Genomic DNA, 15495 nt, shown 5'->3' on the forward strand with positions numbered 1-15495 from the left:
TCAGACCCTCGCTTTATGGGAAAACTTGACGCCTACAATCTCGACGCCAAAGCACTCTTTGACCCAGCCCGACGAAAGCAACTGGAAGAAGCTCAACTCGCACAAGATGACTTGGAAGCCTACCTCAACCAACGCCCCGACGAATACGGCAAAGATCCAAATGGCAACCTACTTCCACCCGAAGAAGACCTCTACGACCGAACCCTCAACGAAGCACGCCGTGAGCGTGAGGCCACGAGTCTCACTGACCTCGCAACCGCTGCCGGAGAAGCCCTTGCTCGTGGCGACAAGACCATGGCTGATGATCTCCAAGACGAGATCCTCCAAAGACTCATTGAACGAGCCGAAACCTACGATCTGAGCCAAGAAGCCATCGACCAACGTATCCGTCAGCTTACTAAGATCATGGATAACGCCGAAAATGTCGCTAAAGAAAAAGCCACCAAAGCAGCCAGCCGGCGAACCCTTTCTTTCCCAGCTACACCTCAAGCCCCAGAGTCTGCACCAGCAGCACAGTTCGAGCCAACCCAGACCGTGCCAACAGCTCCAGTGAGGCCGGTGCGGGGGCCAGAGGGGGCTTCAGGTAGTGAAGGGGAAGGGTCTGGAAAAAAAGAGTTGATGAATGAAGCCGTTGGCTTTATGCGCGACGCGCAAGCAGTTATTAGCAACCCAAATATTGATCCCGTAAGCAAAGCTGCACTGATGCGTGAAGTGCGACAGCTGATGAAGGGTCTAAACGACGCTCTCGACAGTTCGGCTACTGATCCATTGAAAGCTGGCGAACGACCAGCACCGGCGACCAGTGAGAGCGGCGGTGGTCAAGGCGGGCCGGAGAGCGCAGGTGAGCCATCCGAGGAGGAGCAGAGAATCAAGATGCTGAAGGATCACCGCGGTCGATTAGAGGCCCGGCGACGTGCTTTGCAGAAAGAGTATGATGATCTTAAAGATAAGAAAAGTGAAAAGGGGCGTCGGCTGCTACATCGTATTGGAATAGTAGACGGTATGATTGATAAGATTAATAAGCAGCTTGATATATTTGGCGGCGGTGCTTCAGGCGGACCGGATAATAGTGAGCAATCACGACGGTCTAGCGCTGTGAAGCCAGAAGTATCTTTGAATGATAGTGCTAGAGAGAATCGCTTGACAACAGTTGCCGAGGTCAAGAAACTGAGAGAGGCTTACGAGCAGGAGTATGAAAAGCATAAAGAATTTCTGAATAGCTATGAAGAAGATGCCTCTAAATATGATCTGATCTCGTGGTTCAGTAAAGTGCGTGATATTATTACTGCCCTCGAGGAGGCGGAGGAGAAACTTGACAAGCCCTCCTTGTCAGAGCAAGTGAGAAAGTTTCATCTATCAAAAGAAAAGAAGTTACTTGATGAGTTTGCATGGTGGCAGAATAATAAGCCACCGCGCCTGACTGTTGATAGAGATGGTGAAGCAGCCAAACTAGATCCAGGGCGAGAAGGCGATGACCCAAAGCAGAAGCAACAGGGGAGTGACCTTGAGTTGAAAAATGGCTCGGAAAAAAAGGGAGTAGCCAGTATAAGGAAGATATTTGGCTGGGGGGCCATCCGGTACGGCATTAATGAGCCGTATAATAACGAGCTATCTAACAAATAAAACAAACGCAGGAAAGAGGTGAGAGTGCCGCAGGGCAAAAGCGCAGGTTTTGTAGAGAGGTGGGCATATCGAGTGAGATCTTTAGCGGCTATGGGTCGGGTCTCTTGGCTGCAATCGCTAGTAAGTTGGTATAAATATGAAGAATTGATATAATAGAATGAAGAGCAGTGAAGCAAAGGAGACGATATGTTCCAACTAGATGATAATTTTTTGAAAGAATTAGGACTAGACCAACTGCCGGATGAGCAGAAGAAGCCGTTTTTACAGCATATTTATAGCGAGTTGGAGCTACGGGTCGGCGAGCGGTTGAGTCAGGGGATGAGCGACGCGCAGCTGGATGAGTTTGCGAACATTATCGACAAGGCGCCGGGCGCGGTAGATGAGTTTCTCGCCAAATATGCGCCAAATTACCAGCAGGAGCCGATGTTTCAGCGGTTGGTGCAGGCAACTAAGGCTGATCCGAATAATCCGGGTCTAAAAGACGAGTTTGCGGCGACGAAGTGGCTAGAGGTAAATCGGCCTGATTATCGCGATGTGGTAGCGGCGACAATGGACGAACTGAAGAAGGAGATCATAACTAACCGCGAGGCTATTTTAGGCGGCATGGGTGCATCCTCGGCGCCGGGGCAAGCTTAGAACGACTTTTAGCTACCTTATAGCCCATGAACTTAGCCTTGATGGCCGCGGAGAAACGCCTCTGCGGTCATTTGTTTACCGCTTGGGGCGATCAGTTCGAGGATGGTTACGTATCGTCCGTCACAGCACTTGACGCTCAGCGGCGATGCTGGGGCGTCTGAGGCGCGAGTTTTAGTGATAATGAGTTCACGGTCATGAATGCGCAGACGACTACGTGGAAAGCCGAGATACGCCCGCACATGGGCATCGGCGGCTGCGGCGGTCATGGTGGCAGGATCAATGAGTGACATATCCTTGGAAAGCAGCTGGCAATACGTGGCATCGGCGTCGTTTTGCGGGGTCGGCTGAAGCGTACCGGTAAGGATGCTTGGCAGCGTGCGCACGAGCAGGTCGCTGCCGGCAGCAAACAGCTCATCATACAGCTGTGGTTTGGTTTCAGTGCCGGTGAGCGGGTGACGGTGTTGGGTGTAAATTGGGCCAGCGTCCATCTGGGCGTCAAGTTGCATAATGGAGATGCCGGTTTCTGAGTCTTGGTGTGCAATGGCCGCCTCGATCGGTGAAGGGCCACGCCATGTTGGCAGTAGTGAAGGGTGGAGATTGATAATGCCGGGAGTGAAGAGGTCGATGATTGACTGGGGGATGATTTTGCCGTAAGCGACGAGGACGCCGGCGACAGGCTGGAGGGCAGTGATATCGGGGATTAGGTCACGGAGTTTGTTGGGCTGCCAGACGAGGATGCCATGTTGGCGGGCAAAGGTTTTGACTGGTGGCTCGGTAAGCTTATGGCCGCGGCCACTACGCATATCGGGTTTGGTGATGACGGCGCGAATGGGAAAACCTGCCTCGTAGAGTGCTTTAAGGGTAATCAGACTGTACGCTTCGGTGCCGAAAAAGATGATTGGTGGCATGTTAGCCCCACAGCTGAGCATTATCTTTGATGTCGGCTTCGTAATCAAGCGGCTGTAATTCACCAGAATCATCAAGCGTGTAAAAAGCGTCGTGTTGGTCGCGGATATGGTCGATAAAGACGACGCCGTTGGTGTGATCGATCTCGTGCTGGATAACACGGGCGAGGAAGCCTTCGGCCTTGAGGCGAATCTCGTTGCCGTCGAGGTCAAGAGCCTTGACGCGGATTTTAGAATGGCGGGGAACTTTGCCGTAGACGTGCTTGACGCTGAGGCAGCCTTCGAAATCGGCGACAATTTCTCCCTCGTATTTGACAATTTCAGGATTGATCAGGGTGGTGAATTCGCGAGTAGCTTTGTCGTCAAAGTCGCTGCGGACGATGATGATGCGCTCGAGATGATCAACCTGGATGGCGGCGAGGGCAGCGCTGATCTCGTGGGGACGAGAATCTTCCCAGTCAAGAGCGGCCGCGATCATATTGGCTGATAACTGGCGCACCTCGTCGGTGATGACGTGAATTTTAGCTGATTTTTGGCGGAGATGCGGATTTGGTAGGGCAATAATATCGTCTTTAGTCATTGTGATTATTATAGCACAGGTGGTTAGAGGAGGCTGGTCGGGTCGAGCTCAGCCTGCCAATGAGCCGGTGGCACGAGGTCAAGGAGACTGACGAGGTCGCTGCGGCGCGGGCTTTTGAGAATGAGCTGCCAGCGGTACGTGTCGCGGACGCGCTCATAAAATGCCGGTGTTGGGCCAAGGATGCGGACGTCGGTCGGGGCGGCCGCCTGCAGTGTCTGGGCGAGCTTTTTGGCGTTGCGGATGGCGGCGGCTTCGGTTTTATAGACGCAGGTTAATTTGAGTAGATAGGTAAATGGCGGAAAGTCGGTGGCGCGTCGCCGAGCGATAGTGCGGGCGTAAAAATCAGTGTAGTTTTGGGCAAGCCCATCGCGGATGGCGGGATGGTCTGGCTGAAAGGTTTGGATGATGACGTCGGTGGCGTGATGAGAGCGGCCAACGCGGCCAACGACTTGGGCCAGCAGCTGGAAGGTGCGCTCGCTTGAGGAAAAGTCAGGCAATGTCAACCCGGCGTCGGCTTGGACGACACCAACAGTGCGTAGGTGCGGTAGGTCGAGGCCCTTGGCGATCACTTGGGTGCCGATGATGATGTCAATTGAACCGTTTTTGAGCTCGTCGTAGCGCTTGTCGGCCGCATCGTCGGCGGTCGTGTCGGCATCAAAGCGGGCGATGGTGCTTGTGGGAAAGAGCTTGCGTAATTCCGCTTCGATGCGCTTGGTGCCGAGGCCTTTATGAATGATATCGGCATGATGACACTCGGGACAGCTGGTAGGGACGGACGCCCTGAAGCCGCAGATATGACAGAGGAGCTGGTGCTGGTCGGCGTGGAGGGTGAGTGGCACAAAACAGCGCGGACAGCCGGCGTTCCAGCCGCATTGTTCGCATAGGGTGATAGCGGCGGTGCCGCGGCGATTGTGAAAAACGAGGGCTTGATTACCATCATTCAGCGAGCCAGTGATAGCCGTGAGTAGTTGATCAGAGAGAAAGAAATGCTGAGTAAAGTTCGTACGCTTGGTCATGTCGATCAGCGAGACGCGCGGTTTAACGGCGTCTGAACGGGCGGGTGTGGGCATGGTTATGATGGGCCGGCCAGCGGTTTTTGCCAGAAAATAATCGCTGATCGTAGGGGTGGCGCTGCCGAGAACGAGCTTGGCTTCGTGCTGGCGAGCGAGAATGGCCGCAGTGCGCAGCGCTGAGTAGCGGGGCGATTGCTCCTGCTTGAAGCTGGGTTCGTGACATTCATCAATGACGATGAGGCCCAGTTGCTGGACGGGCATGAACAGGGCTGATCGAGGGCCAATGACGATGAGTGGGTCGCGTGAATTGATAACATGTTGCCAAGTCACGTGCCGCTCGGCTTCGGTCTGGCGCGAGTGGGTGAGGACGATATTGTCGAAATACCTCGCAAATTCGGTAACGAGCTGTGAGGTGAGGGCGATTTCTGGCACCAAAATAATTGACGACAAGCCCTCGTCCATCAGCCGCCGGGCGAGTTCAATATAGACACGCGTCTTGCCAGATCCGGTCACGCCATGTAGCAGCGCGCTACCAGGGAGCATGTCGTCAATGGCGGTGATGGCGGCCCTCTGGTCGGGCGTGAGTGCTGTTGTCGGTGGTTGTGAGGCCTGCGGACTGGCGGCGCGTGCGGGTATGTGGCGGCGCTTCTTCGTTAAACCGCGTGGCAGGATGGTTTGCCAGACGGTTGCGAGATGCGTATGATAATAGCTGCTCATCCACAGAGCCGTCTGGATGAGCGGTAGCGGCACGGGAGCGTCATCTAAAATCTGGACAATTTCTTTAACCGTAAACTCGGGCTTGACGACTGCCGACATAATGATGCCGACGCACTGAGCTGAGCCAACTTCTATAACGACCAGCGCACCGACTGGCAGCCGCTCGGGGTGTGCATAGGTAAACGAATGCGCATCGGCACGAATGATCTTGATCGGTGATACTAAATAGTAGTACATGTCTTGCTTTATTATACCGCGCTGGCTGGTTGAATATAATCATGAGCGTTTTAGGGTGTAAGCACGTATGCTGAGGGTGTAGGGCGTATAATTGTCGAAAAAGCTTGTCGGGTGTTGTAAAATTGTGATACACTGAGTGGTAGCGAAAGGGAATATGGGGAGAGAATGCTTGACATTTTTATTACATCACGAGTGAGACGCAAAATCGTAGTTGTGTATGCCAAGTATCCTGATTTTCATACGCACGTACGTGGCCTAGCGAAGCTGATTAAGGAAGATCCCGGTAACATTCAGCGCGAGCTCAAGCGGCTGGAAAAAGTTGGCTTCTTGAGGAGCGAGAAGCAGGGTAATTCGCGGGCATACTTTACGAACAAGCAGTTCCCGATTTTCAAGGAATTACAGAGTATGGTGATTAAGTCGCAGCAACATGCGGCCCGGCCGAAGCGCGGCTCGGTTGATAGAGATTGATGACCTTATTTGAGCGGATTTTGACGGCGCGGGGTCTCGCGACGCGGTCAGCACGCGAGGCTTTTTTGCAGCCGGATTATGCAGCGGTGAAACATGATCCATTTTTGCTGCCGGACATGCATAAGGCGGTGGCGCGGCTGAAACAAGCGCAGAAGCAGGGCGAAAAAATCGTCATTTACGGTGATTATGACATTGACGGACTGAGCGCCACGGCGCTGCTGCTGGATGCGTTTGGTAAGTTTGGTTTTGAGGGCGTTGACGCTTTCATCCCGAACCGGTTTGTTGAAGGTTATGGTATGACCATGGGCGCGGTGGACAAGGTATGCGACATGGGGGCGGATTTGATCGTGACGGTAGATACCGGTAGTTTGTGCCATGCGGAGATTGCATATGCCGCTAGCTTGGGGATTGATACGGTGGTGACCGATCATCATAATGTTGCTGAGACTCCGCCGCCGAGTGTGGCAGCGGTGAATCCGAAGTTTCCAGGACATACTTATCCATTTCGTGATTTGTGTGGTGCGGGCGTGGCGTTTAAGTTGGTGCAGGCGCTGCAGACTGAATTGGACGGGCTGCCTGATGGCTATGAAAAATGGCTGCTCGATTTGGTGGCGCTAGGGACGGTGTGCGATATCGTGACGTTGGCTGATGAAAATCGAGCGAATGTCTATTGGGGCTTAGAAGTGTTGAAAAAACAACAACGTCCAGGATTGAAAGCGTTGATGGCGGTGGCGGGTATTGAGCCGGAGCAGGTCAATGCCAGGCATTTGGGGTTTGGTTTGGGTCCGCGAATGAATGCAGCGGGCCGGCTGGAGACGGCGCAGCACGCGTTGGACATGCTGGTGGCGCACGATGGGCTGGCGGCACTGGAGGCGAGCGAGAAGTTGGAGGAATTAAATGCTAAGCGGCGCGGTATTCAGGACGCGATTTTTGAGGAAGCATGCGTGCAAGCCGAGGAATTGGCGAATGACCGGGTGCTGGTAGTCAGTAGCGACGGCTGGAATCACGGCGTTATCGGCATCGTGGCGTCGAAACTGGTGGAGAAATATAACAAGCCAGTGTTTATCATTGGCGAACGCGGTGAGGAGGCGACTGGCTCGGCGCGTAGTTTCGGTGATTTTTCAGCGGCGGATGCAGTGCGGGCGGCGGACGACATTATCATCAAAGGCGGCGGGCATGGGGCGGCTGCTGGCGTGACGCTGGCGACTGAAAAGATTGGTGATTTTCGTCGTCGCGTGAATGATTTTTATGATTCGCTGCAACTAACAAACCAAGAGCGATATTTGCTGCCGCGAGCCGACGTGGAAATTGCTGATTTTTCGGAAATTGATGAGGAATTAGTAGAGAATCTGGCAAGAATGGAGCCATTTGGTAATGGTAATCCCGAGCCTGTAGTAAAAATCACTACAGCGAGCGTGTTGAGCGCGCGACGGATGGGCGCGGATGGGCAGCACGTTAAACTGACTTTGCGCGACCAAAATGGCAAGGCGCTGCAAATGCTGGCGTTCAATGCGCCCGAGGCGTTTTTCTGCGAGCCAGGCGACGAGGTGGTAGCGTGGTTTCAGCCAACTATCAACGAATGGCAGGGGGTGCGGACGGTTGAGGGGCGGCTCGTTCACATGGCTTTGTTGGATTGATGTGGTAATTACAACTTTTGTTTGAGGGTGATCACCAGTTGCTTGGGCGCAGCAGTTTTTTGTTGTTAAATTAGCAACGACGTTATGCATTGAGGCCGTGTATCCCCTTCGGGCAATGTCAGTAACTTGACAAATCACAAAAAAGAGAGTAGCATGAACTCATAATATAAAATTGCTAAATGCAAGAAGGAAACAAACATGACACAAAGTTATGAACATAATGGCAATGGAAGTCCAAATCCAAACGCTGCTAATTGGGCCGAGATCGGTAGGGAGGATGGACCAGTTTATCTGGACCTATCTACATTAGATTTTTCTAAAGTAGAAGAGACTTACAGTAAGATCAAAGATCCCAATAAGGCTATTGAGGTTGAGATTTCAGAAACCACTCAGAAGGTAGAAACAGTTATCACAGAAGAAGACGGAACAGAGCGAGTTGAGACGGTTAATACAGCGAATCCTGGTGATGCAATCGTTACGGGCAAGAAAGGCGAGCGTTATGTCATAAATGCCGAAGATTTTCGTAACCTCTATGAGCCACTTACGGAAGAGAATGGTGTAGCCGCTAATGGCAAGTATTTGCCTAAAAATGTTGTGAAGTGCATGGAGAACCCAGAGGGTAAAGAGATTGTCATTGATGCGCCGTGGGGTGGTAGACAGACAGGTGGGGCTAATTGCATAATTGTAGAAAGTCAAATTGAGAACAGTGATGGTAAAAAAGAGAGATATATTATTGAAAGAGGTGCGTTTGAGGCAACATACAAAAAAGATAGCCAAACCGCTGGAGAAGAGTAGCTTTAGTTGGCTGGGCTAAAATATAGTTGCCGGACGCCGCATGGATAAATATCGGGTGGCGTCTTTTCGTGCTCAGTCTAACCGATCTTAGATGCTAATTTGTCAAATATTTTCTCATCTGTTATAATGCAGGAAGTATGGTACAAGTAACACGTAAAGATCAGAAGGAAGCGAACGAGAATGTGATTCGTCGCTTTAATCGCAAGGTGCTGCAGAGCGGTGTCCTTGCGCGGGCAAAGTCGGTGATGCGATTTGCCAAGCCGATTTCCAAGGTTGAGCGCCGCAAGAAAGCGATTATTCGCCGCGAGCGCCGGGCCGAGAAAACAGCCAGGATGCGCATGGGGGCAACGCGTTAATGTCGGCGCTCAAAGCGCGTATTGCTGATGAGATGAAAGCCGCTCTTCTAGGGCGGCATCGTTTTCGGGGTGACGTCCTGCGTAGCTTGAAGGCGGCAATCCTTAATGAGGAGGTATCGCTCGGTAAGCGCGATGAAGGTCTAAATGATGCAGAAGTCGAGAGGGTAGTTGCCCGCGAAGTTAAAAAGCGCAAAGAAAGTGCCGAGTTATACCGGGCAAATGGCCGGGCAGAACTAGCCGAGCCGGAGGAGCAAGAGGCAGCAATTTTACAGGAATTTTTGCCTAAACAGCTGAGCGAAGATGAGATTCGGGCAATGGTCGAGGCAGCGGTTGCTGATTTGGGTGCGACGATGCAGCAGATGGGTCAGGTGATCGGTGCGGTGAAGGCTAAGGCTGGCAATGCGGCTGACGGCGCCTTGATTGCGAAAATTACCAAAGAAACGCTAGCAAAACAATAACAACACAGAAAAAGGAGCAAAGGATGATCTTATTGTTTGGGCCGCCGGGGGCTGGTAAAAGTATGCAGGGGCAGATGTTGGCAGCGCGCCAGGGTTGGAAATGGCTATCGACCGGCGAGATGTTGCGCCGAAGTAATGATCCGGCGGTGATTGATATTTTACGCTCGGGCGAGCTGGTGAGCGATGCGTTGATTTACCAAGTGTTTGAGCAGGCGGTGCAGGATGCGCGCGATAAAAAATATCCAAATATCATTGTGGATGGCTTTCCGCGGACGAAAGAACAGGCGGCATGGCTGGATGAGTATATGGCACGGATGAGTGAGAAGATTGATACGGTGATTTCACTGGAAGTGCCGGAGGCGGAAATTATGCGGCGGCTAGAAAAGCGTGGCCGGTTGGAGGATACGCCAGAGGCGATTGCCCGGCGAATGACGATTTATCGGCAAAAAATGTATCCGGTGTTGGGGATTTTTGCTGAGGCAGGCGTTAGGATTGTCCATCTTGACGGCGTCGGGACGGCTGGTGAAGTACATGACCGGATTTATGAAGAGGTGGCGTACGCATGCCAACTTTAATTACGGGTGAGAAAACGCCGCAGCAGATGAAGGATATGCGCGAATGCGGGCGGATGTTGGCGACGATTTATGACGAGTTGCGCCAGCGGGTAACGGCTGGTATGAGTGAATTGGATGTCAATGAGTTTGTGGCCGGGCGAATCAAGGATTTTGGTGCGGAGGCGACGTATTTGACGGATGAGGTGAAATTCCCAGGGGTGATTTGCGTGTCGACTAATGAGCAATTGGTGCACTCATTTCCGACAGACTATGTGTTTGAGAAGGGCGATGTAGTGAGCTTTGACCTGGTGATTGGCTACCGCGACATGAAGACCGATAGCGCGTTTACTATGGTGATTGACAAAGAGCCGCGCGGCGCTAAGAAGCATTTGCTGCACGCGACAGAGCAAAGTTTGTATGCGGGAATTGATGCGATTTCCGGTGAGGGAACGCGCGTTGGCGATATTTCGGCTGGCGTGGAAGCGGTATTGAAGAAGGCTAAATTGGGTATCATTCGCGAGCTGGTTGGCCACGGTGTGGGGCTGGAAATGCACATGAGTCCAGAGATTCCAAATTATGGCCGACGCGGTACCGGGCCAGTGCTGCACGCAGGCGACACGATTGCCATCGAGCCGATGGCCAGCCTCGGCGGCGAGAAAATTGTGACTGAGGATGACGGCTGGACGATTAGCATGAAAGACGGCAGTTTGGGTGCACATTTTGAACATACCGTGCTGATCACCGAGACGGGTGCGGAGATTTTGACGACGCTCTAGGCTATCTGGTATACTAAGCATATGCAAGAACAATCTCGATATGTGGTAGGAATTGATGTTGGTACGAAGACCGTGCGCTGCGTGGTCGGACATATCGGGGAGTCGGGGCTGCCAAACATTGTTGGTGTCGGCGTGAGTGAAAATAGCGGCATGCGTAAGGGTGCGGTATCGAACTTGACGGGGCCGGCGGCGGCGATTGACAAGGCGCTCGAGGCGGCCGAACGCATGAGCGGTCATCATATTAATGCAGCGGCGCTGAGCGTCAATGGGTCGCATATCTTGAGCACCAAAGCTGATGGTATGATCGCGGTGGGGATGAGTGGCGGTGAAGTGACGGACGAGGATGTGCTGCGGATTGAAGAAGTGGCGACGACCGGGAAGGTGCCGGCTAATCGAGAGATTTTGGAGATTGTGCCGCATGCCTATCGGCTGGACGGACAGGATAACATCAAGGATCCGGTGGGGATGAGCGGGACGCGCCTGGAGCTGCGGGCTAATGTGGTCTCGGGTCTGACGCCGTATGTGGCGAATTTACGCCGCTCGGCCGAGATGGCCAATGTCACTGCCTCGAGCCTAACACCGAGCGTGTTGGCAGCGGCGCGAGCGGTGCTCAGCGAGTCGCAGATTGAGAACGGAGTGGCGGTTATCGACATTGGTGGTAGCACGACCGGTGTGGCCGTGTTTGAAGAGGGCGATTTGCAGCATGTGGCGGTGATCCCGATGGGAGCGCAGAATGTGACAAATGATGTGGCGATTGGGCTAAAGACTGACCCGGAGATCGCTGAGGCAGTCAAATTGGCGCATGCCCGGCTGGGCGGCGGCAAGGCTGGTCGCGTTGATACCAAGCATGACAAACAGGTGTACACATTTGAACAAAGCGAGATTGATGAGATTGTCGAGGCGCGCTACGAGGAGATTTTCGAGCTAGTCGCCAAAGAATTGAAGCGGGCCGGCGGCATTGGACGGCTGCCGAGCGGTGTGGTGCTGGTTGGTGGCGGCGCTAAGGTCAAGGATCTGGTCGAATTTGCGAAAAATAGCCTCGGCGTGGCGGCTAAACTAGGTGTGCCGGCAGGATATGCAGGCGTGAGCGACGAGGCGAATGGGCCGGAGTTTGCGGCGGCAATTGGCCTGATGCTCATTGACGGGGCAGGGGCTGAGCGGGCCGAGCAGACGCATAGCAAGGTAGGTTCGGTGACCAAGAAAGCCGGCGGGATGATTAGTCGATTACTAGCGAGGTTTAAGTAGGAGCTAGTAGACAAAGATGGTATACTTGATAAGAGAAAGATAGGGAGAGGAAAATGCCGCAGATTACACCAAGTGAAGTTCAAACGTTTGCCAGTATCAAAGTTGTCGGTGTCGGTGGAGCTGGTGGTTCGGCCATCAATCGGATGAAAGATGCGGGGCTCGCTGGCGTGCAGTTTATCGCCATGAACACTGATGCTCAGGCATTGCATAATTCCAAGGCGGATGTCAAGATTCATCTCGGGCACACCACGACTAATGGGCTGGGTGCCGGTGCTGATCCGATGGTTGGTGAGGCGGCAGCCAATGAGTCGCGCGAGGAGATTCGCCAGGCACTCGAGGGTGCGGACATGGTGTTTGTGACGATTGGTGCTGGTGGTGGCACTGGATCGGGCGCTGGGCATATCGTGGCGGAAATTGCTCGCGAGATGGACATCTTGGTGGTTGGTGTGGCGACGCGACCATTTAGTTTTGAAGGCGAAAAGCGTCGAGTGAATGCTGATTGGGCAATTACTCACTTGGGCCGACAGGTTGATACTTTGATTACTATTCCGAATGACCGATTGCTGCAGACGATTGATCGGCGGACGCCGCTGCTCGAGACGTTCAAGATTGCTGATGACGTGCTGCGCCAAGGTGTGCAGGGTATTTCTGAGCTGATTACCGAGCATGGTTTGATTAATCTCGACTTTGCTGACGTCAAGGCGGTGATGAGTCGGGCTGGTTCGGCGCTGATGGGGATCGGTCGGGCTGATGGCGAGAATCGGGCGGTGCAGGCCGCTCAGCAAGCGATCGAGAGTCCGCTGATCGAGGTGTCGATTGACGGTGCAAAGGGCGTGTTGTTTAACGTGACCGGTGGCTATGACATGAGCATGGCAGAGATTCAGGAGGCGGCTGAGGTAATTACCAGCGCGGTCAGCCCTGATGCCAATATTATCTTTGGAGCAACGCTCAAGCCAGAGCTCGAAGACGAGGTGATCATCACGGTTATCGCCACTGGGTTTGATAGTGAGACCTATCATGATCACGAGGTGAGTTTGACGAGTGAAGCGTCGCATGAATCAGAGACTGAAGTTGATGATGAGGTGGTTGAAGGGATTGATCTGGAGCTCAGTGAGCAGAGCGGAGCGACGGACTTTACGTCTGAGCAGGAAAACAACATCTGGGATCAGCCAGCTGAGGATGAAGCGGACGAAGATGATACGCCAGCCTTCCTTCGCCGCCGCAAAAAGAACAAGGAGGAATAAATGAGCGGATTTAACATTGGTGATAGCCGCGTGATCGAGTCGCGAGAGGTTTCTGATGGTGTGGCGATTCGCCGCCGCCGCGAGACGCCGGATGGACGGCGTTTCACTACGTATGAACGCGTGGAAAAGCCAAACCTCATTGTGATCAAGAAAAATGGTAGTCGTGAACTGTTTGATCGAGTTAAGCTCGCGCATGCGGTGCGCCAGTCGGTTGGTAAATTCCTCAAGTCCGACGAGGAAGTTGAGTCGATTATCACGGCGGTTGAAGATAAATTGTATGCGCTGGGCGCCTCAGAAGTGCCGTCGCGGCAGATCGGCGAGTTTGTACTGGATGAATTAGCGAAGCGTAACGAGGTGGCGTATGTACGTTTTGCCAGCGTGTTTCAGAAGTTTGAAACGCTGGATGATTTCGTCAAGATATTGGAACAGCGTCGCCAGAAAGGACAAGAATAATGCGAGTCGTTGTCGTATACCGGGCGGAAAGTGATTACGCGCGCCAAGTCACTAGTTTTCTGCATGACTTTAGTCGGCAGACGGGGCACACGATTGAAGAGCTTGACCCAGATTCGGCTGAGGGCAGCGATTTTTGCCGGACATACGACATCGTTGAATACCCGACTGTTATCGCGCTGAGCGCTGATAGCCAGATGCAGAACATGTGGCGCGGATTACCGCTACCGACGATTAGTGAGGTGAGTTTTTATGTTTGACATGCTGCGTAAGTGGCTCTCGAACAAAGATTCAAAACGCCGGCAGTTCGCAGCATTAGCGCTGCTGCTCGGCAGCAGTTTGGGTTTGTTGGCCTCATTTGTACTGTCGATCGAGGCGCTGACGCTTGCTAAAAATTCGCATGCTGCATTGAACTGCGACTTGAATTCGGTGATAAGCTGTTCGGCGGTGGCAAACCATTGGTCGGCGACACTACTCGGCTTTCCTAATAGTTTTATTGGTATGATGACGCTGCCGGTGATGGTGACAATTGCGGTGGCGCTGCTAGCGGGCACGAAGTTTCCGAAGTGGTTTATGTGGGGCGCGCAGCTTGGCGCGGTGGCGGGCCTTCTGTTTGCTGGTTGGATGTTTTATATGAGTTATGTTGAGATTGGTGCGTTGTGTCCGTGGTGTTTGACGCTGGATGCGGGTATGCTGCTGGTCTGTTACGGACTGACTAGATATAATGTGGTGACTAGGATGGTTGGCGGTAGGCGTATGAGAAAATTTGTCGACCGGGGATTTGACACGTTCCTGTTGGCGCTAGTGACCGTTGTGATCGTTGTTGTTATTTTAGCAACATTTGGGCGTGAGCTATTTGCATAAATTAAGAGTAGGCGTATTGAATAATGGAGCTGGTATCCGTATACTGGGCATATGAAGAAAAATTTTCTCATTAGAGCGTTTTTGGGTGTTACCATTGTGTCGCTCGGCGGGATTTTGCTGCTGCGGAATCTCGGAGTTATTACCTTTAATAGCTGGCCCCTGTTTTGGGGTGCTTTTTGGGCCTTTGCTGGCTTATTGATACTATTATTCAGTTATCGCAGACCGATAGACTGGGTGTGGGGGCTGTTATTGATAGCTGTTGGCGTGTTGATCGGGCTGAGTGCTTATGGTGTAATTAATATTGGTACGTGGAAATCATTCTGGCCGGTAATACTGATTGCTATTGGTTTGTCGGTCGTGTTTGGTATTGGTTCAGGCCGTCGGCAGCCTAAAAAGCGGGTGGCTGATGATGGTGATAGTGAAAAAGTTGCAATTTTTTACGGTGAAGAATCGCGGGTGAAAGGCGATTATACTGGCGGCTCGGTGACAGCGGTATTTGGCGGCGTAGATTTGGATTTGCGCCAGGCGAAGATCAAGGATGGTGCAGTCATCGACGTCTTTACCTTTTGTGGCGGCGCCAGTATTAGTTTGCCTGACGACGTGATTGTCAAAAATGAGGTGCGTGGTGTTTTGGGTGGCAGTGAGAATAAAACTGCGCCGAAGTCTTCCGCCAAAAAGACGATCTACCTAAAGGGTGAATGCGTCTTGGGTGGTCTGGAAATTAAATAATCTCTTGGGATTTTAGTAAAAACGCGCTACAATTGTCGTAGGGCGTTTTTGCGTGTGCTGGGTAGTAGTCTTGGCGACATTAGCGCGAAATGAGCGGCTATCAACCGCGAAGCCTGCGGGAAGAAATTGGCTTTTTATCAGCTGAGATTAGACCCCGCCGCGACTCGCTGCGACAAAGTGACGATTGAGCGCTAAAAGAGTGCGTGGA

Annotated in this window: 18 protein-coding genes; 15 read left to right on the top strand and 3 right to left on the bottom strand. The window is 52.7% G+C overall.

The genetic code is table 11. The features are described 5' to 3' along the window. Positions 1–15 precede the first annotated feature (15 nt). Together GWK74_00940 and GWK74_00945 are read left to right on the top strand one after the other, a co-directional pair. Positions 16–1623 (top strand): hypothetical protein, encoded by a 1608-nt coding sequence (locus GWK74_00940; GenBank protein QHU90088.1) that lies wholly within the window; start codon positions 16–18, stop codon positions 1621–1623. A gap of 186 nt (positions 1624–1809) precedes the next feature. Continuing rightward, complete coding sequence (locus GWK74_00945) at positions 1810–2259, top strand: hypothetical protein (protein ID QHU90089.1); 450 nt, start codon at positions 1810–1812, stop codon at positions 2257–2259. A gap of 32 nt (positions 2260–2291) precedes the next feature. Here the strand turns inward: GWK74_00945 and fmt are convergent, their stop codons facing one another. From fmt to priA, 3 genes are read right to left on the bottom strand one after another with little or no spacing between them, the layout of a single operon-like run. Beyond that, positions 2292–3167 (bottom strand): methionyl-tRNA formyltransferase, encoded by an 876-nt coding sequence (fmt, locus tag GWK74_00950; protein QHU90090.1) that lies wholly within the window; start codon positions 3165–3167, stop codon positions 2292–2294. Between the two features lies 1 nt (position 3168). After that, positions 3169–3744, bottom strand: coding sequence for a peptide deformylase (def, locus tag GWK74_00955; GenBank protein QHU90091.1), 576 nt, complete (start codon positions 3742–3744; stop codon positions 3169–3171). 23 nt (positions 3745–3767) lie between these two features. Continuing rightward, complete coding sequence (priA, locus tag GWK74_00960; GenBank protein ID QHU90092.1) at positions 3768–5711, bottom strand: primosomal protein N'; 1944 nt, start codon at positions 5709–5711, stop codon at positions 3768–3770. Positions 5712–5876: 165 nt separating this feature from the next. Here priA and GWK74_00965 point away from each other — a divergent pair, with 165 nt between their 5' ends. The 13 genes from GWK74_00965 to GWK74_01025 all read left to right on the top strand — a co-directional run bounded on the left by GWK74_00965 (position 5877) and on the right by GWK74_01025 (position 15287). Next, complete coding sequence (locus GWK74_00965) at positions 5877–6179, top strand: ArsR family transcriptional regulator (protein QHU90093.1); 303 nt, start codon at positions 5877–5879, stop codon at positions 6177–6179. Next, the gene (gene recJ / locus GWK74_00970) at positions 6179–7816 is read left to right on the top strand and encodes a single-stranded-DNA-specific exonuclease RecJ (protein ID QHU90094.1); all 1638 of its coding nucleotides are present in this window, start codon (positions 6179–6181) and stop codon (positions 7814–7816) included. The genes GWK74_00965 and recJ overlap by 1 nt, the downstream gene beginning before the upstream one ends. A gap of 198 nt (positions 7817–8014) precedes the next feature. Further along, on the top strand, positions 8015–8611 hold the full coding sequence (locus GWK74_00975) for a hypothetical protein (GenBank protein ID QHU90095.1): 597 nt from the start codon (positions 8015–8017) through the stop codon (positions 8609–8611). 137 nt (positions 8612–8748) lie between these two features. After that, entirely contained in the window at positions 8749–8967 is a 219-nt protein-coding gene (locus tag GWK74_00980; GenBank protein QHU90096.1) for a 30S ribosomal protein S21, read from the top strand. After that, positions 8967–9425 carry a GatB/YqeY domain-containing protein gene (locus GWK74_00985; GenBank protein ID QHU90097.1) on the top strand — a complete coding sequence of 153 codons (459 nt, stop codon included), beginning with the start codon at positions 8967–8969 and terminating at the stop codon, positions 9423–9425. Before GWK74_00980 ends, GWK74_00985 begins: the two co-directional genes overlap by 1 nt. A gap of 23 nt (positions 9426–9448) precedes the next feature. After that, complete coding sequence (locus GWK74_00990) at positions 9449–10000, top strand: AAA family ATPase (protein QHU90098.1); 552 nt, start codon at positions 9449–9451, stop codon at positions 9998–10000. Next, complete coding sequence (map, locus tag GWK74_00995; GenBank protein QHU90099.1) at positions 9988–10755, top strand: type I methionyl aminopeptidase; 768 nt, start codon at positions 9988–9990, stop codon at positions 10753–10755. Before GWK74_00990 ends, map begins: the two co-directional genes overlap by 13 nt. Positions 10756–10776: 21 nt before the next feature. After that, on the top strand, positions 10777–12000 hold the full coding sequence (gene ftsA / locus GWK74_01000; GenBank protein QHU90100.1) for a cell division protein FtsA: 1224 nt from the start codon (positions 10777–10779) through the stop codon (positions 11998–12000). A gap of 53 nt (positions 12001–12053) precedes the next feature. Next, positions 12054–13244, top strand: coding sequence for a cell division protein FtsZ (gene ftsZ / locus GWK74_01005; protein ID QHU90101.1), 1191 nt, complete (start codon positions 12054–12056; stop codon positions 13242–13244). Further along, positions 13245–13697, top strand: a complete 453-nt coding sequence (gene nrdR, locus GWK74_01010) for a transcriptional repressor NrdR (GenBank protein ID QHU90102.1) — start codon at positions 13245–13247, stop codon at positions 13695–13697. Further along, the gene (locus tag GWK74_01015) at positions 13697–13954 is read left to right on the top strand and encodes a hypothetical protein (GenBank protein QHU90103.1); all 258 of its coding nucleotides are present in this window, start codon (positions 13697–13699) and stop codon (positions 13952–13954) included. The genes nrdR and GWK74_01015 overlap by 1 nt, the downstream gene beginning before the upstream one ends. Continuing rightward, entirely contained in the window at positions 13947–14558 is a 612-nt protein-coding gene (locus GWK74_01020; protein ID QHU90104.1) for a vitamin K epoxide reductase, read from the top strand. Before GWK74_01015 ends, GWK74_01020 begins: the two co-directional genes overlap by 8 nt. A gap of 51 nt (positions 14559–14609) precedes the next feature. Beyond that, positions 14610–15287 carry a hypothetical protein gene (locus GWK74_01025; GenBank protein QHU90105.1) on the top strand — a complete coding sequence of 226 codons (678 nt, stop codon included), beginning with the start codon at positions 14610–14612 and terminating at the stop codon, positions 15285–15287. The last annotated feature ends 208 nt before the right edge of the window (positions 15288–15495 follow it).

It is taken from the genome of Candidatus Saccharibacteria bacterium oral taxon 488 (genome assembly GCA_010202115.1).
GTDB lineage: Bacteria > Patescibacteriota > Saccharimonadia > Saccharimonadales > Saccharimonadaceae > Nanosynbacter.